The following is a 26,983-nucleotide window of genomic DNA, read 5'->3' as shown; positions in this document are numbered from 1 at the left end:
CCCGCGCCACCCGCCGCCAAGGCTACGCCTCCACATCCGACACCCCGCCCGGGGTGGATTCACCGCCTGCCATCGCTTAGGTGTGAGCCAGAAAGCCGACGGAGAGACCCGCATGGCCATGCCGCCCCTCACGCTCTATCTCGCCGCCCCGCGCGGCTTCTGCGCCGGTGTCGACCGGGCCATCAAGATCGTCGAGATGGCGCTCGAGAAATGGGGCGCGCCGGTCTACGTGCGCCACGAGATCGTGCACAACAAGTTCGTCGTCGACGGGCTGCGCGAGAAGGGCGCGGTCTTCGTCGAGGAGCTCGACGACTGCCCCGAGGACCGGCCCGTCATCTTCTCCGCCCATGGCGTCCCCAAGGCCGTGCCCGCCGAGGCCGCCCGGCGCGAGATGATCTATGTCGACGCCACCTGCCCCTTGGTCTCCAAGGTGCATATCGAGGCCGCGCGGCACCACGAGAACGGCCTGCAGATGGTGATGATCGGCCATGCCGGCCACCCCGAGACCGTGGGCACCATGGGCCAATTGCCCGAGGGCGAGGTCTTGCTGGTCGAGACCCCCGAGGACGTGGCGCATCTCGAGGTGCGCGACCCCGAGAAGCTGGCCTTCGTCACCCAGACGACGCTGTCGCTCGACGACACCTCCGAGATCGTCTCCGCGCTCAAGACGCGCTTCCCGCAGATCGTCGGGCCGCACAAGGAAGACATCTGCTACGCCACCACCAACCGGCAGGAGGCGGTCAAGGCCATGGCGCCCGACTGCGACGCGCTGCTGGTCGTGGGGGCGCCCAACAGCTCCAACTCCAAGCGGCTGGTCGAGGTCGGCGCCAAGGCCGGTTGCCGCTACGCCCAGCTGGTCCAGCGCGCAGGCGACATCGACTGGCGCGCGCTCGAGGGCATCCGCTCGATCGGGCTGACCGCCGGGGCCTCGGCCCCCGACGTGCTGATCGAGGAGGTCATCGAGGCCTTCCGCGCCCGCTACGACCTGCAGGTCGAGACGGTGACCACCGCCGTGGAGAACGTCGAGTTCAAGGTCCCAAGGGTGCTGCGCGTCCCGGCGTGAGGCGGGCGTTCGGGCGCTGCCTTGGTGGCGTGAGGCGGGCGCTGGGGCCCTGCCGTGGCGGCTTGAGGCGGGTCCTTGGGCCCGCCGTGGCGGCATGAGGCAGCCGCTCGAGCACTGCCGTGGCGGCGCCGTGATGCGCCGGGGGCGTGAGGCCGGGGGACAGTGAGCGCTTCGATTTCGGGCGCGCGATTTCCGACATGACGCGGTTTTCAGGGCGGCGGTCTTGCAATCTCCAGGACGGCGGCATTGCAACGCCCAACCCGCAGTTCCCCGGGAGTTGAAGCGCGGCGCGGGCCGGGCTAGCTCCCGGCTGACCGCTGCAGGAGAGTGAGATGACCGCGATCCCCCGTTCCGCCCTGATCCTCGGCCTCGCCGGGGTGATCCCCTTCGCCTGGGGCGCGCTGACGGCCTATCTGCCCGGCCTCGCCGCCTGGGGCCAGGCGCAGCTCGGGCCGCGGTTCATCGGACCTTACGTGCAACTCTTCTACGGCGCGGTGATCCTGTCCTTCATGTCCGGCGTGCTCTGGGGCTTCGCGACCAAGGCCTCGGGGCGCCGCGCCGGGCTGGGCTACGGGCTCTCGGTGATCCCGGCGCTCTGGGCCTTCTTCATGACCGGCGGCGGGCCGACCTCGGCGGGGGTGAACCTGATCACCGGGTTCCTCGGCCTGCTGATCCTGGATTTCGCCTTTTGGAAATGGGGGCTGGCGCCGTCGTGGTGGATGGCGCTGCGCGGGCTGCTGACGGCGCTGGTGGTGCTGTGCCTGTTCGTGGGGGTGGTGATGTAGCGGGGTGGTTTGGGTTTGGGGCGGTTTGTGTGGCGCGAAGGTCCGCGCTTCCCGCTTCCCGCTTCCCGCTTCCCGCTTCCCGCTTCCCGCTTCCCGCTTCCCGCTTCCCGCTTCCCGCTTCCCGCTTCCCGCTTCCCGCTTCCCGCTGAGACACGAAACCTCAAGGCGGCTCAGAGAACACCCCCTCTCGCACCGCACACCGGTCGGCCGCCCTCGCCACAAGCCCCACCCGAGGGCGCGCGCCGGCCCAAGGGGCCGGTCCGGCGCGCGCCCGGCATCTTCGATGCTATTCGGGCGTAAGACGGGGAGACGCTGATGTGGACTGCTCTATGATTGGGGTGGAGCGATCGAGACGTTTTTCGGAAACGGCACTTCCGCGCAGAACGCACGCCCCCACCCTTTCCACGACCACGGCTGCCCATCAGCGCCCCACTTCGGTCGACGCCCCTCGGAACAGAGGGCACGCGCCGGGCCGGGGGCCGGCGCTGCTGACCTCTGGGCTAAGCGCTTTATCCCAGCAAGGTCAGGGCTAGCGATGAGCTACGCACGCCACCCCAAGGAGCGCCGGCCCATCGGGCCGGTCCGGCGCGCGCCCGGCACCTTCGGTGCTATTCGGGCGCAAGGAGGGCGCAAGCCCCCTACCCCGCCGCCGCGGCGGTGGCCCAGGCGAGCGCCAGGTAGCGACCGGTCTTCGCGAGGCTCACCAGCACCAGGAACTTCCAGGCCGCCACCCGCATCACGCCGGCGATCACCGTGAAGGCGTCACCCAGGGGCGCCCAGCTCAGCAGCAGGGTCCAGAGGCCGTAGCGCTGCCAGAACCTCTGGGCGCGGTCGAGCTGGCGCTCGGAGGCGGGGAACCAACGGCGGTGCCGGAAGCGCTCGGCGCCGAGGCCCAGCGCGTAGTTCACCACCGCGCCCAGCACGTTGCCGACACTCGCCACCGCCACGATCAGCCAGACCGGCCAGCGCCCGTCGAGCTGCATCGCGACGAAGACCACCTCGCTCTGGAACGGCAAAATCGTCGCCGCCCCGAAGGCGGCGAGGAACAGGCCCATCAGCCCGAAAGCCCCCGCAGTCATCCCGCCCTCAGGCGGAGCTGGCGGCGGTATTGGCGCTGTCGTCGCTCTCGCGCGGGGGCCGGCCGATGACCTGGCGCAGCTCGTCGAGCTCGATGAAGTTGTCGGCCTGGCGGCGCAGCTCGTCGGCGATCATCGGCGGCTGTGAGCGGATCGTCGAGACCACCGAGACCCGCACGCCCTGGCGCTGCAGGCTCTCGACCAGCGGCTTGAAGTCGCCGTCACCCGAGAACAGCACGATGTGGTCGACGCGCGGCGCCAGCTCCATGGCATCGACGGTCAGCTCGATGTCCATGTTGCCCTTGACCTTCCGGCGGCCCTGGCTGTCGGTGTATTCCTTGGCGGGCTTGGTCACCATGGCGAAGCCGTTGTAGTGCAGCCAGTCCACAAGCGGGCGGATCGGAGAATATTCCTCGTTCTCGAGGAGCGCGGTGTAGTAGAAGGCCCGGATCATCCGTCCGCGGCGCAGGAATTCCTGCCGCAGGAGCTTGTAATCGATGTCGAAACCAAGCGATTTGGCCGCGGCATACAGGTTGGAGCCATCTATGAACAGCGCGAGCCGTTCGTCTTTGTAAAACATGATTTCCTCTCAATAACGTCTGCGTCGAATAGAACGGGAGTGAACCGTTGCAGCCACCCGAGCGCAGAACACACTACAAATACTTTTAAATATCGTTCCCGCAAGCGTGGGGCTGCGGCAACTAAGGATGAACCCCTACCCGAAAGGATAGAAAACACATGGATTCGCGGCAAGACGTGCTGGTGGCCCTGGGCGCGAACCTGCCTTGGCAGGGGGCGCCGCCCGAGGTGACGCTCTCCCGGGCGCTCACCGTTCTGGCGGGCGGGCCGCTGCGGCTCAGGGCGCTGGCGCGCTTCTACCGCACGCCCTGTTTCCCCGCCGGCGCCGGGCCCGACTACGTCAACGGCGCGGTGCGGCTCGCCGCGCCGGAGGCGCTCGCGCCCGCCGAAATCCTGGCCGAGCTGCACCGGATCGAGGCGCTCTTCGGGCGTCACCGCGAGACCCGCTGGGGCATGCGCACGCTCGATCTGGACCTGATCGCCGTGGGCCAAAGCCTCCTGCCCGACCGCGCCGGATGGGCCGCCTGGCGCGACCTGCCGCCCTCGGAACAGGCGCGGCTCGCCCCCGAAGAGCTGATCCTGCCGCATCCGCGCCTGGCCGACCGAGCCTTCGTGATCGTGCCCCTGGCCGATGTGGCGCCGGACTGGCGCCACCCGGTCGAAGGGCGCAGCCTGGCGGAAATGCGCGCCGCCCTGCCCGCCGAAGCGCGCGCCGAAATCCGTGCAATGTAACGTGAAGCCCGCTTGTCAATAGGCTTGTGCCGCGTTAGATAACACTCTTCTGACGTCAGACCCGAAGACTGGAGACAAACATGGCCCGCGTGACGGTTGAAGATTGCGTCGACAAGGTTCCGAACCGCTTCGAGCTGGTGCTCCTGTCCGCCCATCGCGCCCGCGAGATTTCGTCCGGGGCGGCGATCACGCTGGACCGGGACAACGACAAGAACCCCGTCGTGGCCCTGCGCGAAATCGCCGAGGAAACCCAGTCCTCCGACGAGCTGCGCGAGCGTCTGATCGAGTCCAAGCAGACCCAGATCGAGGTGGACGAGCCCGAGGATGACGCCATGGCGCTGCTCATGGGCTCGGAGCCGGCCGACAAGCCGCAGGAGGACGACATGTCCGAAGAGAAGCTCCTGCGCGCGCTGATGGAGGCGCAGGGCGAAAGCTGAGGCTCGCCCCCCGCGGGCGAGCGCCGAAAGGATGAAGGCGCATGATTGCCGCCGATGACCTCATTGCGCTCGTTCGCAACTACAATCCGAAGACCAACGAGGCGCTGATCCGCGCGGCCTTCGCCTATGGCGAGGCGATGCACGACGGCCAGACGCGGCAGTCGGGTGATCCCTATTTCACCCACCCCGTGGCCGTCGCCGCGATCCTCACCGAACAGCAGCTCGACGACGCCACGATCGTGACCGCGCTCCTGCACGACACGATCGAGGACACCAAGTCGACCTACCTCGAGATCTCCGAGCGATTCGGCGAAGAGGTCGCGATGCTGGTCGACGGGGTCACCAAGCTGACCAACCTGCAGCTCTCCTCGACCGAGACCAAGCAGGCCGAGAACTTCCGCAAGCTCTTCATGGCGATGTCTAAGGACCTGCGGGTGATCCTGGTCAAGCTCGCCGACCGGCTGCACAACATGCGCACCATCAAGGCCATGCGCGAGGAAAAGCAGCTCCAGAAGGCGCGCGAGACCATGGACATCTATGCGCCGCTCGCCGGCCGCATGGGCATGCAGTGGATGCGCGAGGAGCTCGAGGACCTGGCCTTCCGGGTGATCAACCCCGAGGCCCGGGTCTCGATCATCCGCCGCTTCATCACGCTGCAGCGCGAGGCCGGCGACGTGATCCCGCGGATCACCAACGACATGCGCCACGAGCTGGACGCCGTGGGCATCGAGGCCGAGGTCTTCGGCCGCGCCAAGAAACCCTATTCGATCTGGCGCAAGATGCAGGAGAAGGAGCTCTCCTTTTCGCGGCTCTCGGACATCTACGGCTTCCGCATCATCACCCGCTCGGAGATGGACTGCTACCGCGCGCTCGGCACCATCCACCGGCGCTGGCGGGCGGTGCCGGGGCGCTTCAAGGACTACGTGAGCCAGCCCAAGTCGAATGGCTACCGCTCGATCCACACCACCGTCTCGGGCCGCGACGGCAAGCGCGTCGAGGTGCAGATCCGCACCCGCCAGATGCACGAGGTCGCCGAGACCGGCGTGGCCGCGCATTGGTCCTACCGCGACGGCGTGCGGGCGCAGAACCCCTTCGCGGTCGATCCGGCCAAGTGGATCGCCTCGCTGACCGAGCAGTTCACCGCCGAGGAGGACCACGACGAGTTCCTCGAGGCGGTGAAGCTCGAGATGTATTCCGACCAGGTCTTCTGCTTCACCCCCAAGGGCGAGGTGGTGAAACTGCCGAAAGGCGCGACGCCGCTCGATTTTGGCTATGCGATTCACACCCGCATCGGCTCGGCCTGCGTCGGGGCCAAGGTCGACGGCATCCGCGTGCCGCTCTGGACCCGGCTGAAGAACGGCCAGTCGGTGCAGATCATCACCGCCGACGGCCAGACCCCGCAGGCGACCTGGCTCGACATCGCCAAGACCGGCAAGGCCAAGTCCGCGATCCGCCGCTCGCTGCGCGAGGCCCGCAAGGGCCGCTTCGTGAAGCTCGGCCGCGAGATCGCCCGCTCGGCCTTCGAACATGTCGGCAAGAAAGCCTCGGACAAGGTGCTGGAGAAGGCCGCCAAGACCCTGCGCCTGGCCGATGGCGAGGCGCTCCTGGCGCGGCTGGGCTCGGCCGAGATTTCCGCCCGCGACGTGGTGGCGGCGGTCTATCCCGACCTCTCGCCCCGGCCCCATTCCGAGGTCGACACCGCCCGCGCGGTCATCGGCCTCGCGCATGACCAGGCGTTTTCCCGCGCCGATTGCTGCCAGCCGCTGCCCGGCGAGCGCATCGTCGGCATCGTCCGCCGCGGCCAGGGGGTGATCGTGCATGCCATCGACTGCCCGAATCTCGTCGAGGTCGAGGACGAGCCGGACCGCTGGCTCGACATCCAGTGGGCCGAGGGGCGGCACCCGGCGGTCTACGATGTGACGCTCGACCTCACGATCGGCAACGACGCCGGTGTCCTGGGACGGATTTGCACGTTGATCGGAGAGCGCAAGGCCAATATCTCCAACCTGCAGTTCCGGGACCGGAAACCCGATTTCTACCGGCTCGACATCAACCTCGAACTCAGCGATGCCGAACACATGCACTCGGTGATCTCGGCGCTGGAGGCGGAAAGCGATGTCGCCCAGGTGGAGCGCAAACGGGACACCGACCGGATAGACCAGGCCCGGACGGCCGCAGAGTAGCTTTGGGGGTAGCCCGCCTTTGGTCTTCAGGCGACGCGAACAGCCACCGGTGTGGAAACGGGCCCTGCGCGCGCTCTGGCCGCAGGGTGGATGGGGACGTGCGGCGCTGTATATCCGCCACCGTCTAACCCGCCTGCCCGACCCGCCCGACAAGATCGGCCGCGGCATCTTCGCGGGCGTCTTCATGACCTTCACCCCGCTTTACGGGCTGCATTTCTTCCTGGCCGCGCTCCTGGCCTGGGTGCTGCGCGGCAACGTGCTGGCCGGGCTCATGGGCACCTTCTTCGGCAACCCGCTGACCTATGTGCCGATCGCGGTGGTCTCGATGCAGACCGGCAACTGGATCCTCGGCATCGAAAGCGACCCCGAGGACCATCGCGGCATCGGCCAGAAGTTCGCCGCCGCCGGGCGCGACCTCTGGGACAATTTCCTGGCGATCTTCACGCCCGAGAAGGCCGACTGGGCGGACCTGTCGCTCTTCTACGACGACGTCTTCTTCCCCTATCTCGTGGGCGGGGTGATCCCGGGCATCATTGCCGGGCTGATCTGCTACTACATCTCGCTGCCGCTGATCCGGGCCTACCAGAACCGCCGCAGCGGGGTGATCGCCGCCAAGCTCGCGACGCTGAAGGCGAAAAAGCAGAAACAGGCTGACGGCAACGCCTCGGCGGACTAGCTTGCCGTCCGAGGCCGGCTGGAGAGGGCAGAACCCATGGGCAGCGACGAGACGACATTGCGGCTGGGCGTGAACATCGACCACGTGGCCACCCTGCGCAACGCCCGCGGCGGGGCCTACCCCGACCCGGTGCGCGCCGCGAAACTGGCCGAGGCCGCCGGCGCCGACGGCATCACCGCGCATCTGCGCGAGGACCGCCGCCACATCCGCGACGCCGACATCGACGCGCTCATGGCCGCGCTGGCGGTGCCTCTGAACTTCGAGATGGCCGCCACGGTCGAAATGCAGGAGATCGCCCTGCGGCACCGCCCGCATGCGGTCTGCATCGTGCCCGAGAAGCGCGAGGAGCGCACGACCGAGGGCGGGCTCGAGGTGGCGGGCGACAAGGCGCGTCTGGCCGAATTCATCGAGCCGCTGGCCGCCGTCGGCTGCCGGGTGTCGCTTTTCGTGGCCGCCGACCGCGACCAGATCTCCGCGGCCGCCGAGATCGGCGCGGCGGTGGTCGAGCTGCACACCGGGGCCTATTGCGACTACCACTACGAAGGCCGCTTCGCCGAACGCGACGAGGAACTGGCGCGCCTGGGCGAGATGGCGCGGCTGGCGCATAGCCTTGGGCTCGAGGTGCACGCGGGCCACGGGCTGACCTTCGACACCGTGACGCCGGTCGCGGCCTTCCCCGAGGTGCGCGAGCTGAACATCGGCCATTTCCTGATCTCCGAGTCGGTCTTTGCCGGGCTCGACGGCGCGATCTCCGAGATGCGCGCGCTGATGCGCTCGGCGCGGGCCTGATGGCTGCCGGGGCGCGATGCAGGGCAGGGGCGGCATGGCCCTGACGCCCACCGAGAGCGAACTGGCGGCGCTCGACCAAGTGATCGCCGAGGCGCGCGCGCTTTATGAGGCGCGCGGAGGCCAGGGGCCGGTCTTCACCGCCGCGGTGGTCAAGGACGGCCAGACCGTCACGCTCGACCGCAACGAGGTCTCCGACAGCTGCGACCCCTCGCGCCACGCCGAGATCGTCGCGCTTGGCCGCGCCGCCGCGGCGCTCGGCGGCACGGATCTGTCGGGGGCGACGCTGGTGGCCTCCATGCAGCCCTGCGAGATGTGCCTCGCGGCGATGCGCTGGGCCGGCATCGACCGGCTGGTCTTCGCCATGACCCAGGAGGCGGCGCCGGACTTCTTCCAGTTCCCCGCGCTCGGGCTCGCCGATTTCGCCCGCGCCTCGGGCGGCGCCTTCGACTGGGCCGGCGGCCTGCGGCTCGAGGAGCTGCGCGACATCTACGGGGCGGCGCGATGATCCTCGGCGTCGGCACGGACCTCTGCAACATCGACCGGATCCAGGGCACGCTCGACCGGTTCGGTGACCGGTTCCGCAACCGGGTCTTCACCGAGATCGAGCAGAAGAAGGCCGAGCGCCGCGCCGATGTGGCCGGCACCTACGCCAAGCGCTGGGCCGCCAAGGAGGCCTGCTCCAAGGCGCTCGGCACCGGCTTGCGCATGGGCATCGCCTGGAAGGACATGGCGGTCACCAACCTGCGCACCGGCCAGCCGGTCATGCAGGTCACCGGCTGGGCCAAGGACCGCCTGGCCGAGATGACCCCCGAGGGCCACGAGGCGATCATCCATGTGACACTGACCGACGATCACCCCTGGGCACAGGCCTTCGTCGTGATCGAGGCCCGCCCGACCCGCGCTTGACTCCCGTGGGCCCGGGCGGCACTTAACCCGCGCAAGAGGCAAAGGGGCAGAGCATGGCAAAGGACGCGTCTTCGGGCGGCTTGTGGGAAACCGTGAAAACGGTGGTCTACGCGCTCTTGATCGCCGGCGTGTTCCGCACGCTGTTCTTCCAGCCGTTCTGGATTCCCTCGGGCTCGATGAAGGACACGCTTCTGATCGGCGACTTCCTCTTCGTGAACAAGATGGCCTACGGTTATTCCTACGCCTCCTGTCCCTCAGTGCGGCTGCCCTCGGTGGGCATCGACATCGACGCAAAGGACATCTGCGGCATCTTCGACGGCGACAACGGCCGGTTCCTGGGCTCCGCGCCCGAGCGCGGCGACATCGTGGTCTTCCGCCACCCGGTCAACGGCTCGGACTTCATCAAGCGGCTGATCGGCCTGCCCGGCGACCGGGTGCAGCTCCGCGACGGCCAGGTCTACCTCAACGGCGAGGCGGTCCCGCTCGAGCGCAACGGCAGCTTCGAGGAGCTGGCCGAGCCCCAGGGCCCGAACCGCGTGCGCCCGCGCTGCGCCAACGGCCCCGTGGGCGACGGCGGCACCTGCGTGAAAGAGAAGTTCACCGAGACCCTGCCGGGCGGGCTCAGCCATTCGGTGCTGAACATCACCGACCAGGGGTCGGACGACACGCCGGTCTATACCGTCCCCGAGGGCCATTACTTCTTCATGGGCGACAACCGCGACAACTCGGCCGACAGCCGGGTGCCGAATGTCGCCGGCGGCGTCGGCTTCGTGCCGCATGAGAACCTCGTGGGCCGGGCCGACCGGGTGATCTTCTCCTCGGCGGGCAGCTCGATGCTGTTCTTCTGGACCTGGCGCGGCGACCGCTTCTTCGAGGCGCTCGAGTGAGCCGATCGGCGGAACTCTCCGAGCTCGAGGGCCGGATCGGGCTGCGCTTCGACCGGGTGGACCTTCTGCGCGAGGCGCTGACCCATGGCTCGGCCTCGAGCCCCGGGCGCGACGACAACCAGCGGCTGGAATTCCTCGGCGACCGGGTGCTGGGCCTGGTCATGGCCGAGGCGCTTCTCGAACGTGACCGCGCCGCCGCCGAAGGCCAGCTCGCCCCGCGCTACAACGCGCTGGTGCGCAAGGAGACCTGTGCCGAGGTGGCCCGCGAGTTCGGCATCGGCGACGCGCTGAAGCTCGGCCGCTCGGAGCGGCTCTCGGGCGGGCGGCGGAAGATGGCGCTTCTCGGCGACGCCATGGAGGCGGTGATCGCCGCGGTCTACATCGACCAGGGCTTCGAGACCGCCAAGGACTTCGTGCTGCGGCTCTGGGGCCAGCGTATCGACAGCGTCGAGACCGACGCCCGCGACCCCAAGACCGCGCTGCAGGAATGGGCCCAGGCCCGCGGGCTGCCGCCGCCGGCCTATGTCGAGACCGCGCGCTCGGGCCCCGACCACCAGCCGATCTTCACCATCGAGGCGCGGCTCGAAAGCGGCGAGACCGCCGAGGCCAGCGCCGGATCGAAACGCCAGGCCGAGCAGAGCGCGGCCAAGGCCCTTCTGGACGCGCTCGAAGGCGGGGCATGAGCCCCAACCTGCAAGGCAGCCTCTTCATGGTGGCGGCCATGCTGGGCTTCGCCATCGAGGACGCGCTGTTCAAGGCCGCGGTGGCGGGCATCTCGCCGGGGCTCGGCACCTTCTTCTTCGGTTTGATCGGCCTGATGATCTACGCGGGCCTCCTGCGCCGCGCGGGCGAGCGGGTCTGGACCCGCGCCTATCTGTCGAAAACCCTGCTGGTGCGCTCGGGCTTCGAGGTCATGGGCCGGCTCTTCTTCGCGCTGGCGCTGGCCTTCGCACCCCTCTCGGTGACCTCGGCGATCCTGCAGGCGGCGCCCCTGGTGGTGACGCTGGGCGCGGCGCTGGTCCTGGGCGAAAAGGTCGGGCCGATGCGCTGGACGGCCATGGCGGTGGGCTTCGCGGGCGTGCTTCTGATCTTGCGCCCGACACCCGCGGGCTTCGAGGCCAGCGCGCTTTTTGCGGTGCTGGCGATGATCGGCTTCGCCTGCCGGGATCTCGCCACCCGCGCCAGTCCGCCGGAGATCTCGGCGATGCAGCTCGGCATTCCGGGCTTCCTGACGGTGACGGCGGCGGGGCTGGTGATCCTGGCCTTCGAGCCCGGCGCGCCGTCGCTGCCCACGGGCTCCTCGGCGCTGCTGATCCTGGCGACCGGGGTCACTGGGGTCTGCGCCTATACCGCGCTGACCCGGGCGATGCGCAGCGGCGATGTCGCGGTGGTGGCGCCTTTCCGCTATTCCCGGCTGCTTTTCGCGCTGGTCATCGCGGTCCTGGTCTTCGCCGAGACGCCGGACTTGCCGATGCTGGCCGGGGCGGCGCTGATCGTGGGCTCGGGGCTCTTCACGCTCTGGCGCTCGGACCGGGCCGCGCGGGCCGCCCGCGCCGCACGCTCGAGCTGAGTCGATCGGGTCGGGCCGTCCGGCCCCGCGCTGCGGGCTCTGGCCAAGCGGTTCCAACCGCCCGTCACGACCTTGCCCCGCGCGCCGATCCAGCCGCCCTTCCGGGCCCGGCGCCGCGCGCCCTCGCTGACCTGCTCCAACCGCGACCGGCCGCGCCTTAGCTCAGCCGCTCCAACCGCCCCTTCCGGGCGACGATGTTCTTGTAGTCCCATTGCACCGCCCGCGCCTCGGCGAGCCAGGCCTTCAGGGCCCCGAGGTCGATCTCGCCCACCGCGGTGTAGCGCCGCTCGGCGGCCTTGAAGTTGCCGGTCGGCGCCAGCCCCGGCGTCTCGAAGCCCTGGCCGCTCCAGAACATCAGCCGCAGCGCGTCGCGCAGGCGGCTGTAGCCCACCACCGGGTTGTCGGCGAGGAACCAGACCGGATGGGCGTGCCAGATCCGCCCCTGGGCCTCGGGCAGCACCTCGGAGATCGTCTCGCGCAGCACCGCGCAGATCGCCTGGTCGCCGGGGGCGAGGCGCGCGTGATAGGCAGAGATCATGTCCCGTGGCATGGCCCCAGTCTAACCGCTTCGCGCGCGGAAATCCCGCCTTTCGCGACACCGGGGCCTCTGGCCAGCGACATTGGCTTCCGCTAGAAGGCACATCTTGAGTTTCAGGAGACTGCCCATGACCACCCGCGCCGGTTTCATCGCCCTCATCGGCGAGCCCAATGCGGGCAAGTCGACGCTGACCAACCGCATGGTGGGCGCCAAGGTGTCGATCGTCACCCACAAGGTGCAGACCACCCGCACGCGCATCCGCGGCGTCGCCATCGAGGACGACGCCCAGTTGATCTTTGTCGACACCCCCGGCCTCTTCAAGCCGCGCCGCCGGCTCGACCGCGCCATGGTCGCCGCCGCCTGGGGCGGGGCCGCCGATGCCGACATCGTGGTGCTGCTGGTCGAGGCGCACCGCGGCGTGACCGAGGGCGTCGAGGCGATCCTCGAGGAGCTCGACACCGTCGGCCACGGCCGCCCCGTGGCGCTGGCGATCAACAAGATCGACCGGGTGAAGGCCGAGACCCTGCTGGCGCTCTCCAAGGCGCTGAACGACCGCTTCACCTTCGCCGAGACCTTCATGATCTCGGCCGAGAAGGGCTACGGCGTCGACGACCTGCGGACCTGGCTCGGCCAGACCCTGCCCGAGGGCCCCTGGCTCTATCCCGAGGACCAGATCGCCGATCTGCCGATGCGCATGATCGCCGCCGAGATGACCCGCGAGAAGCTGACCCTGCGGCTGCACCAGGAGCTGCCCTACCAGCTCACCGTGGAGACCGAGAGCTGGCAGGAGCGCAAGGACGGCTCGGCCCGCATCGACCAGGTGATCTACGTCAGCCGCGACGGCCACAAGGGCATCGTGCTGGGCCACCGGGGCGAGACGGTGAAGGCGATCTCCAAGGCCGCGCGCGAGGAGCTCGAAGAGTTCCTGGGCCGCCGGGTGCATCTTTTCGTGCAGATCAAGGTGCGCGAGAAGTGGCTCGAAGAGGCCGAGCGCTATTCCGAGATGGGTCTCGACTTCCGCGACGGCGATGGCTGAACCCCGGCTGACGGCGCGCTTCTGGGTCGATGCCTACCGGCGGCGGCTGGCGCTGATGGACATCCCCTGTTTCGTGGTCGCCCATGGCGACGACACCGCGGGCGCGGTGCTGGTGAAGCTCTCCACCCTCGACGGGCGGGCGCGGGCCTTCACCCGGACCTTCGACCTTGAGACCGGCGCGCGCATCTGGACTGAGCTGACCGCCGGCCCCGAGGGCGAGGTCGACGCCGCGATCTCGCGCCAGCGCGGTTTCGACCCGGACCTCTGGGTGATCGAGGTCGAAGACCGCGAAGGCCGCCACCAGCTCGACGCCGAGGGGCTGGGCTGAGGGGTCGGCGGCGGGTCACGGGCCGGCGTCGCCTCGCCCGCAGGCCAGGACGTCACAGCGCCTTCGCGCGCCTCCGGTCCGACCGGGCCGATCTTCGGAGCCAGCGCGCCGCTCCAGCAGTCGCCTCTGCCGCGCGTCACTCCCGACGCCCGCCTGAGCACCACGCCTCCCAGCAACCAGAGTCCCCAAACTCCTGCCCGCAAAGCCCAAAGCCTCCCGGCAAGCAGAGCGCCAAGGCGCCCGCCCGCCAAAAGCCCAAAGCCTCGCAACCACCAAATCCGCCACAGCGCCCCGCCGCCGATCCCCCCTTGCGCCCGGGCCCGGCGCATCCGACCTTGCCCTCATGGACTGGCGCGACACCGGCATCCTTCTTTCCGCCCGCCGCCACGGCGAGACCTCGGCGATCCTCGAGGTCTTCACCCGCGCGCATGGCCGCCACATAGGTGTCCTGCGCGGCGCCAGCTCGCGCCGGCTCGCCGCCGCCCGCCAGCCCGGGGCCGAGCTCGACCTCGCCTGGCGCGCCCGGCTCGAGGACCACATCGGCACCTATACCGTCGAGCTGAACCGCTCGCGCGCGGCGGTGGCCATGGGCGACCCGCTGGCGCTCGCGGGGCTGAATGCGCTGACCGCGCTTCTCTCCTTCACCCTGCCCGAACGCGAGGCCCATCCCGACCTCTACACCCGCACCGGCACGCTGCTCGAACTGCTGGCCCAGCCCGAGCTCTGGCCGCTGGCCTACCTGCGCTGGGAGATGGCGCTGCTCGAAGAGATGGGCTTCGGCCTCGACCTCAGCCAATGCGCCGCCACCGGGCGCGCCAACGACCTGGCCTATGTCTCGCCGAAGACCGGGCGGGCGGTCTCGCGCTCGGGCGCGGGCGACTGGGCGCCGCGTCTCCTGCCCCTGCCCGAGGTCATGCTGGGCGCCGGCCCCGGCGATGACGCCGAGGTGCTGACCGCGCTTGACACCACCGGGCATTTCCTGGCCCATCACCTGGCGCCCTCGCTCGGCGAGAAGCCCCTGCCGCCCGCGCGGGCGCTCTTTCTCGACCGGCTGGCGCGCCGCGCCCGAGAGACGGACTGACATGCCGCTTTTCCACGGCCCCAAGGCAGGATAGGACAGGCACATGCGTTGGACCCTGCCGAATATCCTCACCGTTCTGCGCCTCGCCGCCGCGCCCGGCGTCGCGGTGATGTTTCTCTATTTCGCCCGCCCCTTCGCCGATTGGTGCGCGCTGATTCTCTTCATGGGGGCGGCGATCACCGATTGGTTCGACGGCTACCTGGCCCGCGCCTGGGGCGCGGAGACCAAGCTCGGGGCCATGCTCGACCCGATCGCCGACAAGGCCATGGTGGTGATCGCGCTCATGGTGATCGTGGGCTATTCCTCCTATTCGCCCTGGCTGGTGCTGCCGGCCACCGTGATCCTCTTCCGCGAGGTCTTCGTCTCGGGGCTGAGGGAATACCTCGGCGACACCGCTGGCACGCTGAAGGTGACCCGGCTCGCCAAGTGGAAGACGACGCTGCAGATGGTCGCCATCGCAGTGCTCTTCGCCCAGGGCATCTTCGAGCATTACCTCGTCGCCTCGACCTACGGCATGGACCAGGCGCTGGTGCAGTCGATCCTCGCGGGCGAAACCCCGGACGAGCTGGGCCTCGGCTGGAAGGAAACCGGCATGATCTGGACCGGCAACCTGGGGCTGCTGCTCCTCTGGGTCGCGGCGGTGCTGACCGCGATCACCGGGCTCGATTATTTCCGCAAGGCCCTGCCCCACCTGACGGAGGACCGCTGATGGATGTGCTCTATTTCGCCTGGCTGCGCGAACGCATCGGCGCGCCCAAGGACCGGATCGAGACCGAGGCCGCCACGGTCAACGAGCTGGTGGAGGAGCTGCGCGCCCGCGAGGAGCGCTACGCCCTGGCCTTCGCCGATCTCTCCGCGCTGCGCGTGGCGCTCGACCAGGAGCTCGCCGATTTCGACGCCCCGCTCGCGGGCGTGCGCGAGGTCGCCTTCTTCCCGCCGATGACGGGCGGCTGATGCGGATCCTGGTGCAGGAGAGCCCCTTCGACTTCGCAGCCGAGGCCGAGGCTTTCGCCAAGGGCCGCGCCGATCTCGGCGCCGTGGTGACCTTCACCGGCCAGGTCCGCGACAGCGGCGGGCTCGCGCGGATGGAGATCGAGCACTACCCCGGCATGACCGAGAAAGCCCTGCGCGGCATCGCCGAGGAGGCCCGCAGCCGCTGGTCGCTCGGCGAGGTGCTGGTGATCCATCGCCACGGCCGACTGCTGCCCGGCGAGCGCATCATGATGGTCGCCACCGCCGCCCGCCACCGCCGCGACGCCTTCGAGGCCGCGGAATTCCTGATGGACTACCTGAAGTCCCGCGCGCCGTTCTGGAAGAAGGAACACTTCGCCGAAGGCGCCGCCTGGGTCGAGGCGAAAGACGAGGACGAGGACGCGCTGACCCGCTGGTGAGCGGCGGGGCGGAGGTGGGCGGAGAGGCACTCGCCCGCACCACAGGTCAAACCCCCAAGCGCCAAACCGCCACCACCCAGCCAATCAAAAGCGCACCGCGCCCACCAAGGCGCCACCCCCAGCCCCTTCAGCTTGGCCAAAATACCTCGGGGGTGAATGCGGGCCGCACAGGCCCGCAGAGGGGGCAGCGCCCCCTCAACCGGTCCGGGGGGGCCACAGGCCCCCCAGGACCCGCCCAAGGCGCTTTCACAAAGCGCCGCGGGCCAGACATGCCCCCGCGCCCCAAAGGCGCGGGGACCGCCGGATCAAAAAACCGGCCCGACCCCGCGCTCAAAACGCATTGGTCAGCCCCGCCCCAATGCTCAGGTCGCGATAGCCATAGGCCTCGATCGAGCTTTCCCGCCGGGCCGCGCCCAGGTCGACGTAAGGCGAAAACCGCCCGAGCAGCACCACTTCGGTCTTCTCGATGCGCATCTCCACCCCGTATTCGGTCTCGATGCGCCGCTCGGACAGCCCCGCCGTGGGCTCTTCCTGGCGGAAGCCCTGCAGGTAGACCTCGGGCGCGATGCGCCAGCCGCCGGCGAACTCCTTGCTGTAGCCCAGCCGCAGCTCGGCGAAATCATAGGCCTGGCTCGGGTCCTCGGCGTTCTGGCGCTGGTAGCTGCCTTCGAGCGAAAGCTGCGCGCGGCCCTCGAGCGGCCGGGCCACCTCCAGCGCGATCTGTCCGCGCGTGGCCTCCTGGTCGCCCTCGCGACCGAAGCGCACCTCCTGTAGCCCGGCCTCGAGCGTGGTCCGCAGCCCGCTGGCGCGCTGGAAGCTGACGCCGCTGCGCATCCCCACGCGGGTCTCGGAGAGGTCATGCCCAGCCCAGGAGCGTCCCGCCGTGGCCTCGACGAAGACCGTGCGTTGCGGCCAGGTGAACTGCAGCCCCAGCGCCAGGTCGCCGCTCTCGCGGTCGTAGGCCTCGCCTTCGGTCTGGTAGAGGTCGCCTTCGATCTGCGCATAGGCCGCGGCCCCGGCGTCGCCCGGCGCGAGCTCTAGCGCCCATTGCCGGCGCAGCCCGCCCTCGAGCGCCAGCCCGGTGTCGGGCGGGGCTTCGCGGTCCATCTCGAAGACCAGGGTCTGGCCGCCGAAGGTCACCTCGATCTCGTCGGTGTCATAGGCGCGCCCGGCACCCGGCGGCGCCTCGAGGCCCAGGGTGAAATCCAGCCGCCAGCCGCGGCGGTCGTCGATCTCGCGGATGTAGCGCAACACGCGTGTGCGAACCGGATCGGGCAGCCCGCCGCCCGAAAGCACCAGGCGGAACTCGTCGCGGGCCTGGCCGAACCGCCCGGCCTCGAAAAGCGCCCGCGCCAGTTCGAGACGCACGCGGACAAGGCTCGGGTCCTCGGCCAGGAGCGCCCGGAGCCGCCGCGCGGCGCTTTGGGGCCTGCCCTCTGCCATGGCGCGCAGCGCGCCCTGGAACTCGGCCTCCATCTGCCCCGGCGCCCGAGCGGGCGTGGCGGCACCGGTCTGGGCCTCCGCCCGCATCGGCAGGGCGGTCGTGAAAACAGCGGCCGCCAGGGCGGCCGCTGTCAGAATGCGCAGGGCGTTCACGGCTGCTGAACCCCGCCGAAGGCGCCGATGTAGCCGTTGTCGTTCGCGTCCATCACGAAGGTGCCGCCGACTTCTTCCGCCTCGGGGCCGTAGAAGCGGCCGGTGACGGTGCCCGAGACGTCGCCCTGGGACGTGGCCTCGAAGCTTGCCCGGTTCAGCTGACCGGTGGCGGTGAAGTCGAGGTCGCTGAGCGAGGTGGTGCCCGCGCTGGTGTTGCTGCTGTTCACGGTGATCGCCGAGAAATCGGTCGTCACTTCGATGTCCGAGGTGGTCTCGAAGACATTGCCGTCCGCGTCAGCGGTCTGACCATAGCTCTGGCCGTTGTAGGTCGCCGAAGCGTCATCGTCCGGCAGCTGGCTCGCCATGGTGTAGGAGCCGAAGGAGCCGACGCCGGCCGAACCCGACAGGCCATCCACACCGGTCTGCCATGCGCCGAAGCTCTGGTACTCGAGGCCCTGCCCTTCGGGATCGGCGAAGACCGCTGCGACGCCGCGATCTTCGTCGATCGCCACGATGGTGTCACCGTCGGTGGTGATCTCGCCGCCGTCTGCCGTGTCGACAACGAAGTTGCTCTTGGAGTTGCGGACCCAGATCTTGGTGGCTTCGCCGGTTTCCGCGTCCCAGGTGACGTCGATAACGGCGCGGTTTTCGGTTTCCGGCTCACGGGTCACTTCCACGTCGCCGTTCTCGTCCGCGGCGAAGTCCGCCGAGGTCACCTGGCCCGCGGCGCGATAGGTGCCGCCGTCTTCCTGGGAGGCCTGGAAGGACTTGAATGCCGGCTGTTCGGGCAGGACTGCGGGGCTATCGGAGCTGCTCCCGCCACCGGTGCTGCAGGCCGCAAGAAGAGAGAGAGCGGAAGCGCCCAGAATAAGAACTCGCATGTATTCCTCGTTCACGTTGCTTGAATAACGCCGGTCGCATGGCACAAAACATCGTGCCTCCGGATCAATTCCGGAGCGGGGTTTTCTTTATTGTTCTGGAAATCCCGCTTTCTTTCCGACGCGCCCGGTGAGCCCGAGCAATGGCAAAGAACCACAAGCGAAAGTAGAGTGTAAACCCCGGTGCATTTGAATTTTTCAATTGCCCGGAATTGCATATCCGCAATAAAAACAATCGTTTATGCGAATATCAATATAAAACAATTCTTGAATTAGAGTGGTAATTCCATGCAATTATTTATTTGCGTATTCTTGAATGCGCAGACCCAAAAGCCGCAAATCCCCGCCATCACCAATAGTAAAAACACCCACCACCCGGGCGCGCCCACAAAAGCCCGCGCCACGATCAGCCCCTTCAGCTTGGCCAAAATACCTCGGGGGTGAATGCGGGCCGCACAGGCCCGCAGAGGGGGCAGCGCCCCCTCAACCGGTCCGGGGGGCCACAAGCCCCCGGGACCCGCCCAAGGCGCTTTCACAAAGCGCCGCGGGCCAGACATGCCCCCGCGCCTCAAAGGCGCGGGGACCGCCGGCTCACCGGCTCAACACTAGGACACCCCCCATCACGCCGGGGCGAAGAGCCCCTGCGCCTTGGCTTCCGCCATGGCCTCGTCGAGGCTCTTCCAGGCGCGGGCGATCAGCGCGTCGATCTCCTCGCGGGAGATCACCAGGGGCGGCGAGATGATCATCCGGTCGCCGACGTGGCGCATCACCAGGTTGTTGGCGAAGCAGCGCTCGCGGCAGAGGTAGCCGACGGTGCCGCCCTCGCCCTTGAAGGCGGCGCGCGCGCTCTTGTCGGGCGTCAGCGCCAGCGAGCCCATCATGCCGACGATCTTCGCCTCGCCCACCATGGGATGCTCGCCCAGGCTCTCGAAGCGCTCCTTGAGGTAGGGGCCGGTGTCCTCGCGGACGCGGGTCACCACGCCTTCCTCGTCGAGGAGGCGCAGGTTCTCCAGCGCCACGGCGGCGGCCACGGGATGGCCGGAATAGGTGTAGCCGTGGTTGAACTCGCCGCCGCCGATGACCGAGGCCACCTCGGAGGAGACGATCGATCCGCCGATCGGCTGGTAGCCCGAAGAGAGCCCCTTGGCCACGGTCATGATGTCGGGCGCGAGGTCCAGCGTCTGCGAGCCGAACCAGTTGCCGGTGCGCCCGAAGCCGCAGATCACCTCGTCGGCGATCAGCAGGATGCCGTAGTGCTTCACGATGCGCGAGACCTCGGGCCAATAGGTCTCGGGCGCGACGATCACCCCGCCGGCGCCCTGCACCGGCTCGGCGATGAAGGCCGCGACGTTCTCGGGGCCGAGCTCGAGGATCTTCTCCTCGAGCTGGCGGGCGCGGGCGAGGCCGAACTCCTCGGGGCTCATCTCGCCGCCCTCGGCCCACCAGTTGGGCTGGTCGATGTGGTGCACATCAGGGATCGGCAGGCCGCCCTGGGCGTGCATGCCCTTCATGCCACCCAGCGAGCCGGAGCCCACGGAAGAGCCGTGATAGGCGTTCCAGCGCGAGATGATCGCCTTTTTCTGCGGCTCTCCCTTCATCTCCCAGTAGGTGCGCACCATGCGGATGTTGGTGTCATTGGCCTCGGAGCCCGAGCCCGCGAAGAAGACGTGGTTCAGATCGCCCGGCGCCAGTTCCGCAAGTTTCTCGGCGAGCCGGATCGCGGGCACGTGGCTGGTCTGGAAGAAGGTGTTGTAGAAGGGCAGCTCGGCCATCTGCCGGGCGGCGGCATCGACCAGCTCCTGCCGGCCGTAGCCGATGTTCACGCACCAGAGCCCGGCCATGCCGTCGAGGATGCGGTTGCCCTCGCTATCGGTCAGCCAGCAGCCCTCGGCCGAGGTGATGATCCGCGCGCCCTTGCGGCCAAGCTCGGCCCCATGGGTGAAGGGATGCATGTGATGCGCCGCGTCGAGCGCCTGAAGCTCGGCGGTGGGAACGGTGTTGGTGAGCTGGGCCATGGGCGCGCCTCTCTGGTCTCAGGGGAGTGCGCCCAAAATATGATCAAATTCCGCGCTGTCAATCTTGCGGGCAATCGCGCGGGCACTCGCGCAGTCAGCCACGCGGTCAGCCGCGCGGTCACTCCCGCAGTCAGCCGCCCGGTCCCTCCCGCGGTCAGCCGCACGCAGGCGGGACGGCCCGGGGCCCGAGCCCCTCGGCGATCTGCTCCATGCCCTGCAGCACGTCCTCGTCCATGGCCCGTGCGGCGGCCTCGGGGGCGCCGGCCTCGAGCGCGGCGATCAGCTCCTTGTGGCGGTCGGGCAGCCCCTCGGTGCCGAAACGCCCGCAGACCACCCGCAGCGAGGGGCCGAAGCGCAGCCAGAGCCCGTCGACCAGCCCGGTGAGGATCGCCGCACCGGCGAACCCGTTCAGCGTCGCGTGGAAATGGTGGTTCCCGGTCAGATAGCCGCCGACGTCGCCCCGGGCGATGGCGGCGTCGAGCGCGGCGTCGATCTCGCGCAGGCGGGTGATGCCCGCGGCGTCGATCCGGGCGGTGGCGCGGCGGGCAAGCTCGGGCTCCAGCGCCCGGCGCGCCACGGTCAGCTCCTCCAGCGCCTCGGCGTCGAGCTCGGGCACCGCGATGCGCCGGTTGCCGCGGAAATCCAGCGCCCCTTCGGCGGTGAGCCGGCGCAGCGCCTCGCGCACCGGCGTCATGCCAGCGTCCAGGACCTCGGTCAGCCCCTGGATGGTCACCGCCTGCCCCGGCGCCAGCTCGCCGAACAGAATCATGTCGCGCAGCTGGCGGTAGACCTGTTCGTGCACCGGCAGCCGCGCCGCGCCCGGGGTCTCCGCCTGATCTGCCGAAGTCTTCATCTCCGCCCTCATCCTGCCGTGATGCCCGCTTGCCGGGCAATGCGGCCCATCTTGCACGGGCGCCGCACTGGTGAAAACATCCCAATGTTGCGAGGTGCCGCCGAATTTGATCAAAATAAAACGGTCAGAGCGGACAGACCGCCTCGGCATGATGGGAGAATGAAGAATGACTGCGAAACTGATGACCGGCGCCGCGGCGCTTGCGCTTGTCGCCGGATCCGCGCTCGCGCAGGAGGTCCGGGTCTACAACTGGTCCGACTACATCGACGAGGATCTCCTGACCGAGTTCGAGGAAGAAACCGGGATCGACCTGATCTACGACGTCTTCGATTCGAACGAGGTGCTCGAGACCAAGATGCTGGCGGGCTCCTCGGGCTATGACGTGGTGGTTCCCTCGGGCACCTTCCTGCAGCGCCAGATCCAGGCCGGCGCCTTCCAGAAGCTCGACAAGTCGAAGCTGCCCAACCTCGACAACATGTGGGATGTGGTCGCCGAGCGCACCGCCACCTACGACCCGGGCAACGAGTATTCGATCAACTACATGTGGGGCACCACCGGCATCGGCGTGAACGTCGGCAAGGTGCAGGAGCTTCTGGGCGAGGACGCCCCGATCTCCTCCTGGGACCTGGTCTTCGACCCCGCCAACATGGAGAAGCTGGCAAGCTGCGGCGTGCATTTCCTCGACGCCCCCGCCGAGATGATCCCCGCGGCGCTGAACTACATCGGCGAGAACCCCGACAGCCATGACCCCGATGTCATCGCCAAGGCCGGCGACGTCTTCGAGAAGGTCCGCCCGCACATCCAGAAGTTCCATTCCTCGGAATACATCAACGCGCTGGCCAACGGCGACATCTGCGTGGCGGTCGGCTGGTCCGGCGACATCCTGCAGGCCCGCGACCGCGCCGCCGAGGCCGGGAACGGCGTCGAGATCGCCTATAACGCGCCGGACGAGGGCGCGCAGATGTGGTTCGACCAGATGGCGATCCCCACCGATGCGCCCAACCCCGAGGCGGCCCATACCTTCCTGAACTTCATCATGGAGGCCGAGAACATGGCGCAGGCCTCGAACTACGTCTACTACGCCAACGGCAACAAGGCCGCCCAGGCGCATCTGAACGAGGACGTGATCGGCGATCCGGCGATCTATCCCTCCGAGGCGGCGCTGGACAATCTCTTCACCACGACGCCCTATCCGCCGCGCGTGCAGCGCACGGTGACCCGGCTCTGGACCGAGATCAAATCGGGCGTCTGAGCCCAGCCTCCGGCCCGCGCCCCATCCCGGCGGCGCGGGCCCCGTCTTGTCCGACAATCAGGATAGCTACATGAGCCAGACCGTCTTCGCCCCCTGGGAAAACCCGGAGGAAGAGCCGCTGATCCGGTTCCGCAACGTGACCAAGCGGTTCGGCGATTTCACCGCCATCGACGATCTGACGCTCGACATCTACACCCGCGAGTTCTTCGCGCTGCTGGGCCCCTCGGGCTGCGGCAAGACCACGATGATGCGGATGCTGGCGGGCTTCGAGGCGCCGAGCGACGGCACCATCCTGCTGTCCGGCCAGGACATCGCGCCGATCCCGCCGAACCGCCGCGCGGTGAACATGATGTTCCAGAGCTACGCGCTCTTTCCGCATCTTTCGGTCTGGGAGAACATCGCCTTCGGGCTGAAGCGCGAATCCCAGGACCGCGAGGCCATCGCCGCCCGCGTCGAGGAAATGCTGCGCCTCACCCGGCTGACCAAGTTCGCCAAGCGCAAGCCGCACCAGATTTCCGGCGGCCAGCGCCAGCGCGTGGCCCTGGCCCGCAGCCTCGCCAAGGCGCCGAAGCTCCTGCTTCTGGACGAACCGCTCGGCGCGCTCGACAAGAAGCTGCGCGAACAGACCCAGTTCGAGCTGATGGACATCCAGGAGAAGACCGGCACCACTTTCGTCATCGTGACCCACGACCAGGAAGAGGCGATGACCGTGGCCAGCCGCGTCGCGGTCATGGACGAGGGCAAGCTGATCCAGGTCGCCACGCCGGACGTGATCTACGAGGCGCCCTCTTCGGTCTATGTGGCCGATTTCATCGGCGACGTGAACATCGTCGAGGGCCGCGGCACCCGCGAGGGCGAGCGAATCCGGCTCGACTGGGCCGAGGGCCAGCCGCCGATCTGGGGCACCCCGCGCGGCGCGCTCTCGACCGACCGGGCGGTCTATTTCGCGATCCGCCCCGAGAAGGTCTCGATCTCCAAGGAAAAGCCCGCCGACCGGCGCAACATGCTCGAAGGCGAGGTCGTCGACATCGCCTATCTCGGCAATATCTCGACCTATCACGTCCAGCTCGCCAACGGGCAGATGATGAAGGCCCAGACCGCCAACACCCGGCGGCTCGCCAATCGCGACATCACCTGGGAGGACCGGGTCTGGCTCTCCTTCACCGAAACCGCCGGCATCCTGCTGGAGCACTGAGCCATGCGCCGCCTGTTCCTCATCGCCGTGCCCTACATCTGGCTTCTGGCGCTGTTCCTGGTGCCCTTCGCCATCGTGCTGAAGATCGCGCTTTCGGATATCGCGCTGGCGATCCCGCCTTACACGCCGACGCTCGACCTCTCCGAAGGCTGGGCCGGCATCCGCGCCTTCCTCTCGGGGCTCGACTTCGAGAACTTCGTTTTCCTGACCACCGATGACCTTTACTGGCGGGCCTATCTCTCGTCCTTGAAGATCGCGGCGGTGGCCACGGTGATCACGCTCCTGATCGGCTATCCGATCGCCTATGCCATGGCCCGGGCCGCGCCCGAATGGCGGCCGACGCTCCTGATGCTGGTGATCCTGCCGTTCTGGACCTCCTTCCTGATCCGGGTCTACTCCTGGATGGGGATCCTGTCTTCCGAAGGGGTGCTGAACCAGTTCCTCATGGCGCTGGGGCTGATCGACACGCCGCTGCAGATCCTTTCGACCAATACCGCGGTCTATATCGGCATCGTCTACACCTATCTGCCCTTCATGATCCTGCCGATCTACGCGACGCTGGAGAAGATGGACGACTCCCTGCTCGAGGCCGCCGAGGACCTGGGCTGCTCCCGGCTCGAGGCCTTCTGGCTGGTGACCATCCCGCTGTCGAAGGGCGGCATCATCGCCGGCTGCTTCCTGGTCTTCATCCCGACCATCGGGGAATTCGTGATCCCCTCGCTCCTGGGCGGCTCGGACACGCTGATGATCGGCAAGGTCCTCTGGGAGGAGTTCTTCTCCAACCGCGACTGGCCGGTGGCCAGCGCCGTGGCGATCATCCTGCTGATGATCCTGATCGTGCCGATCGTGCTGTTCCAGCGCAACGAGCAGAAGGCGCGGGAGGCCGAGGGATGAGACGCTTTTCCTGGTTCAACGCGACCTCGCTGACGCTGGGCTTCACCTTCCTCTACCTGCCGATGATCCTTCTGGTGATCTACAGCTTCAACGCCTCGAAGCTGGTCACCGTCTGGGCGGGGTTCTCGACCCGCTGGTATGGCGAGCTTTTCGCCGACCAGGAGTTCCTCGACGCCGCCTGGGTGACGATCCGCGTCGCGGTCTTCTCCTCGACCATCGCCACGGTGCTGGGCACCATGGCGGCCACGGTCATGGTGCGCGCCGGGCGCTTCGCCGGGCGGACGCTCTTCTCCGGGATGATCTACGCGCCGCTGGTCATGCCCGAGGTGATCACCGGCCTGTCGCTGCTCCTGCTGTTCATCGGCATCGGGCTCGACCGGGGGATCTTCACCATCGTGCTGGCGCATACGACCTTCTCGATGTGCTACGTCTCGGTGGTGGTCTCCTCGCGGCTCGCCACCTTCGACCGCGCGCTCGAGGAGGCGGCGCTGGACCTCGGCTGCTCGCATTTCCAGGCCTTCCGGCTGGTGACCCTGCCGATCATCGCGCCGGCGGTGATCTCGGGCTGGCTCCTGGCCTTCACCCTCTCGCTCGACGACCTGGTGATCGCGAGCTTCACCACCGGGCCCTCGGCCACGACGCTGCCGATCAAGATCTTCTCGGCGGTCAGGCTGGGCGTCAGCCCGCAGATCAACGCGCTGTCGACGCTGATGATCGCCATCGTGACGGTCGGGGTGATCACCGCCTCGCTGATCTCCAAGCGCGCCGCCGTCGCCCAGGCCCGCGACGAACAGGCCGCGGCCCGCGCCACCGCATGAGGCGGCTCTACGAGCCCGCGGCCTACGGGCCCGCCCCCGGCTGCTTCTGGGCCGAGGGGGTCACGCCGCCCGACTGGCCGGAGCTTGCGGGCGCGCATCAGACCGACGTCGCGGTGATCGGCGGCGGCTACACCGGGCTCACCGCCGGGCTCACCCTGGCCGAGGCGGGCACCGACTGCCTCCTCCTCGAGGCCGAGGCCCCGGGCTGGGGCGCCTCGGGGCGGAACGGCGGCTTCTGCTGCCTCGGCGGCGCCAAGGCGCCCGAGGCGCTCCTGCGCCGCCGCTTCGGAGCCGAGGGGCTGGCCGAATGGCATGCCACCCAGGTCGCCTCGATCGAGACCGTGGCCGGGCTGATCGCGCGCCACGGCATCGCCTGCGACACCCATTCGCGCGGCGAGACGCAGCTCGCCCACAACCCGCGCGCCGCCCGGGGTTTCGAGGCCGAGGCCCGCGCCACGGAGGCCGCCTATGGCGTGACGCCCGAGATCCTGCCCGCCGAGGCGCTGCCCGGCGCGGGCCTCGGCGGCGGCTTCCACGGCGCGCTGACCACGCCGCTCGGCTTCGCGCTGCACCCAAGGAAATACCACCACGGCCTGGCCCGCGCCGCGACAGAGGCGGGCCTGCGCGCCTTCGGGTCCAGCCCGGTCATCGCGCTCAGCCGCGACGGCGCGGGCTGGCGGCTCGACACACCCCGGGGCCGGGTCCGGGCCAAGGCAGTGCTGATCGCCACCAACGGCTATTCCTCCGAGGACCTGCCGGACTGGCTCGCGGGCCGCACGCTGCCGGTGCAAAGCTCGATCATCCTCACCCGCCCGCTCGAGGCCGCCGAGGCCGAGGCCCAGGGCTGGCACTCGGAGCAAATGTGCTACGACAGCCGCGAGCTTCTGCATTACTTCCGCCGCCTGCCGGACGGGCGCTTCCTCTTCGGGATGCGCGGCGGGCTGCATGCGACGCCCCGCGCCCAGGCGCGGATCGCGCGGAAAATCCGTGGCGACTTCGCGCGGCTCTTCCCCGCCTGGTCCGAGGTCGAGATCACCCACGAATGGTCCGGGCTCGTTTGCCTGATGGCCAACCTGACGCCATTCGCGGGCCCGGTGCCGGGCCATCCCGGCCTCTTCGCCGCGCTGGGCTACCACGGCAACGGCGTCGCCATGGCGAGCCACCTCGGCGGAGAGGTCGCGCGGAAGATCCTCTCCCCCGAGACCGCCCTGCCCCGCGCCGTCGCCGCGCCGCCGCGCCGCTTCCCGCTCGGCCGCTTCCGCCGCGCCCTGCTCGCCCCCGCCTATCTCGCCGCCGAGACGCTGGACCTCTGAGCGGCATAAGAGGCGCGCGCCGCTCGGCCACCCGGGCGCCGGGCTCCTATAACCTCCAGCCCGCCACTCCGTCCGCCATTCACCGCTTGGACAGTCCAAGCGCCACTCACAT

At 68.9% G+C, this 26,983-nt stretch carries 30 protein-coding genes; 23 read left to right on the top strand and 7 right to left on the bottom strand.

Annotation, left to right across the window (positions count from 1 at the left end):
- Positions 1 to 112 precede the first annotated feature (112 nt).
- Positions 113 to 1,063 carry a 4-hydroxy-3-methylbut-2-enyl diphosphate reductase gene (ispH, locus tag LR948_RS09615; protein ID WP_232753794.1) on the top strand — a complete coding sequence of 317 codons (951 nt, stop codon included), beginning with the start codon at positions 113 to 115 and terminating at the stop codon, positions 1,061 to 1,063.
- Positions 1,064 to 1,395: 332 nt separating this feature from the next.
- Positions 1,396 to 1,848 carry a DUF3429 domain-containing protein gene (locus tag LR948_RS09610; protein WP_232753793.1) on the top strand — a complete coding sequence of 151 codons (453 nt, stop codon included), beginning with the start codon at positions 1,396 to 1,398 and terminating at the stop codon, positions 1,846 to 1,848.
- 638 nt (positions 1,849 to 2,486) lie between these two features.
- On the opposite strand, the gene LR948_RS09605 is transcribed toward LR948_RS09610, so the two are convergent.
- Positions 2,487 to 2,927: a YqaA family protein gene (locus LR948_RS09605; protein WP_232753792.1), complete on the bottom strand. Its 441-nt coding sequence runs from the start codon at positions 2,925 to 2,927 to the stop codon at positions 2,487 to 2,489.
- Between the two features lie 7 nt (positions 2,928 to 2,934).
- The gene (locus tag LR948_RS09600) at positions 2,935 to 3,504 is read right to left on the bottom strand and encodes an NYN domain-containing protein (RefSeq protein WP_232753791.1); all 570 of its coding nucleotides are present in this window, start codon (positions 3,502 to 3,504) and stop codon (positions 2,935 to 2,937) included.
- A 158-nt stretch (positions 3,505 to 3,662) separates the two neighbouring features.
- Here LR948_RS09600 and folK point away from each other — a divergent pair, with 158 nt between their 5' ends.
- The 10 genes from folK to LR948_RS09550 all read left to right on the top strand — a co-directional run bounded on the left by folK (position 3,663) and on the right by LR948_RS09550 (position 11,683).
- Entirely contained in the window at positions 3,663 to 4,235 is a 573-nt protein-coding gene (gene folK / locus LR948_RS09595) for a 2-amino-4-hydroxy-6-hydroxymethyldihydropteridine diphosphokinase (protein ID WP_232753790.1), read from the top strand.
- An 80-nt stretch (positions 4,236 to 4,315) separates the two neighbouring features.
- On the top strand, positions 4,316 to 4,672 hold the full coding sequence (gene rpoZ / locus LR948_RS09590; protein ID WP_232753789.1) for a DNA-directed RNA polymerase subunit omega: 357 nt from the start codon (positions 4,316 to 4,318) through the stop codon (positions 4,670 to 4,672).
- Between the two features lie 41 nt (positions 4,673 to 4,713).
- Positions 4,714 to 6,855 (top strand): bifunctional (p)ppGpp synthetase/guanosine-3',5'-bis(diphosphate) 3'-pyrophosphohydrolase, encoded by a 2,142-nt coding sequence (locus tag LR948_RS09585; RefSeq protein ID WP_232753788.1) that lies wholly within the window; start codon positions 4,714 to 4,716, stop codon positions 6,853 to 6,855.
- Between the two features lie 49 nt (positions 6,856 to 6,904).
- Complete coding sequence (locus LR948_RS09580; protein WP_370634924.1) at positions 6,905 to 7,531, top strand: DUF2062 domain-containing protein; 627 nt, start codon at positions 6,905 to 6,907, stop codon at positions 7,529 to 7,531.
- A gap of 36 nt (positions 7,532 to 7,567) precedes the next feature.
- Positions 7,568 to 8,320, top strand: coding sequence for a pyridoxine 5'-phosphate synthase (locus LR948_RS09575; RefSeq protein ID WP_232753786.1), 753 nt, complete (start codon positions 7,568 to 7,570; stop codon positions 8,318 to 8,320).
- A gap of 34 nt (positions 8,321 to 8,354) precedes the next feature.
- Positions 8,355 to 8,825: a nucleoside deaminase gene (locus LR948_RS09570; RefSeq protein WP_232753785.1), complete on the top strand. Its 471-nt coding sequence runs from the start codon at positions 8,355 to 8,357 to the stop codon at positions 8,823 to 8,825.
- Positions 8,822 to 9,226 (top strand): holo-ACP synthase, encoded by a 405-nt coding sequence (gene acpS / locus LR948_RS09565; RefSeq protein WP_232753784.1) that lies wholly within the window; start codon positions 8,822 to 8,824, stop codon positions 9,224 to 9,226. Before LR948_RS09570 ends, acpS begins: the two co-directional genes overlap by 4 nt.
- A gap of 53 nt (positions 9,227 to 9,279) precedes the next feature.
- Positions 9,280 to 10,113 (top strand): signal peptidase I, encoded by an 834-nt coding sequence (gene lepB, locus LR948_RS09560; protein ID WP_232753783.1) that lies wholly within the window; start codon positions 9,280 to 9,282, stop codon positions 10,111 to 10,113.
- Entirely contained in the window at positions 10,110 to 10,796 is a 687-nt protein-coding gene (gene rnc, locus LR948_RS09555; protein ID WP_232753782.1) for a ribonuclease III, read from the top strand. The genes lepB and rnc overlap by 4 nt, the downstream gene beginning before the upstream one ends.
- Positions 10,793 to 11,683: a DMT family transporter gene (locus LR948_RS09550; RefSeq protein ID WP_232753781.1), complete on the top strand. Its 891-nt coding sequence runs from the start codon at positions 10,793 to 10,795 to the stop codon at positions 11,681 to 11,683. The genes rnc and LR948_RS09550 overlap by 4 nt, the downstream gene beginning before the upstream one ends.
- Positions 11,684 to 11,840: 157 nt before the next feature.
- On the opposite strand, the gene LR948_RS09545 is transcribed toward LR948_RS09550, so the two are convergent.
- Complete coding sequence (locus LR948_RS09545; RefSeq protein WP_232753780.1) at positions 11,841 to 12,233, bottom strand: DUF1801 domain-containing protein; 393 nt, start codon at positions 12,231 to 12,233, stop codon at positions 11,841 to 11,843.
- 115 nt (positions 12,234 to 12,348) lie between these two features.
- Between LR948_RS09545 and era the strand changes: the two genes are divergently transcribed.
- The 6 genes from era to LR948_RS09515 all read left to right on the top strand — a co-directional run bounded on the left by era (position 12,349) and on the right by LR948_RS09515 (position 16,057).
- Positions 12,349 to 13,257 carry a GTPase Era gene (gene era, locus LR948_RS09540; protein WP_232753779.1) on the top strand — a complete coding sequence of 303 codons (909 nt, stop codon included), beginning with the start codon at positions 12,349 to 12,351 and terminating at the stop codon, positions 13,255 to 13,257.
- The gene (locus LR948_RS09535) at positions 13,250 to 13,585 is read left to right on the top strand and encodes a DUF1491 family protein (protein WP_232753778.1); all 336 of its coding nucleotides are present in this window, start codon (positions 13,250 to 13,252) and stop codon (positions 13,583 to 13,585) included. The genes era and LR948_RS09535 overlap by 8 nt, the downstream gene beginning before the upstream one ends.
- Positions 13,586 to 13,928: 343 nt before the next feature.
- Entirely contained in the window at positions 13,929 to 14,666 is a 738-nt protein-coding gene (recO, locus tag LR948_RS09530; RefSeq protein ID WP_232753777.1) for a DNA repair protein RecO, read from the top strand.
- Between the two features lie 43 nt (positions 14,667 to 14,709).
- A complete protein-coding gene (gene pgsA / locus LR948_RS09525) occupies positions 14,710 to 15,375 on the top strand; it encodes a CDP-diacylglycerol--glycerol-3-phosphate 3-phosphatidyltransferase (RefSeq protein WP_232753776.1) in 666 nt (221 codons plus the stop codon).
- Entirely contained in the window at positions 15,375 to 15,620 is a 246-nt protein-coding gene (gene moaD / locus LR948_RS09520; RefSeq protein WP_232753775.1) for a molybdopterin converting factor subunit 1, read from the top strand. The genes pgsA and moaD overlap by 1 nt, the downstream gene beginning before the upstream one ends.
- On the top strand, positions 15,620 to 16,057 hold the full coding sequence (locus LR948_RS09515) for a molybdenum cofactor biosynthesis protein MoaE (RefSeq protein ID WP_232753774.1): 438 nt from the start codon (positions 15,620 to 15,622) through the stop codon (positions 16,055 to 16,057). The genes moaD and LR948_RS09515 overlap by 1 nt, the downstream gene beginning before the upstream one ends.
- Before the next feature lie 330 nt (positions 16,058 to 16,387).
- Here LR948_RS09515 and LR948_RS09510 read toward each other — a convergent pair whose 3' ends face one another.
- The 4 genes from LR948_RS09510 to LR948_RS09495 all read right to left on the bottom strand — a co-directional run bounded on the left by LR948_RS09510 (position 16,388) and on the right by LR948_RS09495 (position 21,399).
- The gene (locus LR948_RS09510; protein ID WP_232753773.1) at positions 16,388 to 17,587 is read right to left on the bottom strand and encodes a surface lipoprotein assembly modifier; all 1,200 of its coding nucleotides are present in this window, start codon (positions 17,585 to 17,587) and stop codon (positions 16,388 to 16,390) included.
- A gap of 62 nt (positions 17,588 to 17,649) precedes the next feature.
- Complete coding sequence (locus LR948_RS09505; protein ID WP_232753772.1) at positions 17,650 to 18,534, bottom strand: transferrin-binding protein-like solute binding protein; 885 nt, start codon at positions 18,532 to 18,534, stop codon at positions 17,650 to 17,652.
- Positions 18,535 to 19,151: 617 nt separating this feature from the next.
- Positions 19,152 to 20,546, bottom strand: a complete 1,395-nt coding sequence (locus LR948_RS09500) for an aspartate aminotransferase family protein (RefSeq protein WP_232753771.1) — start codon at positions 20,544 to 20,546, stop codon at positions 19,152 to 19,154.
- A 154-nt stretch (positions 20,547 to 20,700) separates the two neighbouring features.
- On the bottom strand, positions 20,701 to 21,399 hold the full coding sequence (locus LR948_RS09495; protein WP_232753770.1) for a GntR family transcriptional regulator: 699 nt from the start codon (positions 21,397 to 21,399) through the stop codon (positions 20,701 to 20,703).
- A 166-nt stretch (positions 21,400 to 21,565) separates the two neighbouring features.
- On the opposite strand from LR948_RS09495, the gene LR948_RS09490 reads away from it, so the two are divergent.
- The 5 genes from LR948_RS09490 (at position 21,566) to LR948_RS09470 (ending at position 26,871) form a co-directional block, all read left to right on the top strand.
- Positions 21,566 to 22,651: a polyamine ABC transporter substrate-binding protein gene (locus tag LR948_RS09490; protein ID WP_232753769.1), complete on the top strand. Its 1,086-nt coding sequence runs from the start codon at positions 21,566 to 21,568 to the stop codon at positions 22,649 to 22,651.
- 70 nt (positions 22,652 to 22,721) lie between these two features.
- Positions 22,722 to 23,846 carry an ABC transporter ATP-binding protein gene (locus tag LR948_RS09485; RefSeq protein WP_232753768.1) on the top strand — a complete coding sequence of 375 codons (1,125 nt, stop codon included), beginning with the start codon at positions 22,722 to 22,724 and terminating at the stop codon, positions 23,844 to 23,846.
- Between the two features lie 3 nt (positions 23,847 to 23,849).
- Positions 23,850 to 24,740 (top strand): ABC transporter permease subunit, encoded by an 891-nt coding sequence (locus LR948_RS09480; protein WP_232753767.1) that lies wholly within the window; start codon positions 23,850 to 23,852, stop codon positions 24,738 to 24,740.
- Positions 24,737 to 25,558, top strand: a complete 822-nt coding sequence (locus LR948_RS09475; protein WP_232753766.1) for an ABC transporter permease subunit — start codon at positions 24,737 to 24,739, stop codon at positions 25,556 to 25,558. The genes LR948_RS09480 and LR948_RS09475 overlap by 4 nt, the downstream gene beginning before the upstream one ends.
- A complete protein-coding gene (locus tag LR948_RS09470; RefSeq protein WP_232753765.1) occupies positions 25,555 to 26,871 on the top strand; it encodes an FAD-binding oxidoreductase in 1,317 nt (438 codons plus the stop codon). Before LR948_RS09475 ends, LR948_RS09470 begins: the two co-directional genes overlap by 4 nt.
- Positions 26,872 to 26,983: the final 112 nt, after the last annotated feature.

It is taken from the genome of Roseivivax sp. GX 12232 (assembly GCF_021272185.1).
In the GTDB taxonomy this organism is placed as follows: domain Bacteria; phylum Pseudomonadota; class Alphaproteobacteria; order Rhodobacterales; family Rhodobacteraceae; genus Roseivivax.
Note: the sequence above shows the minus strand (reverse complement) of the source record. Positions and strands in the feature narration are given on the sequence as shown.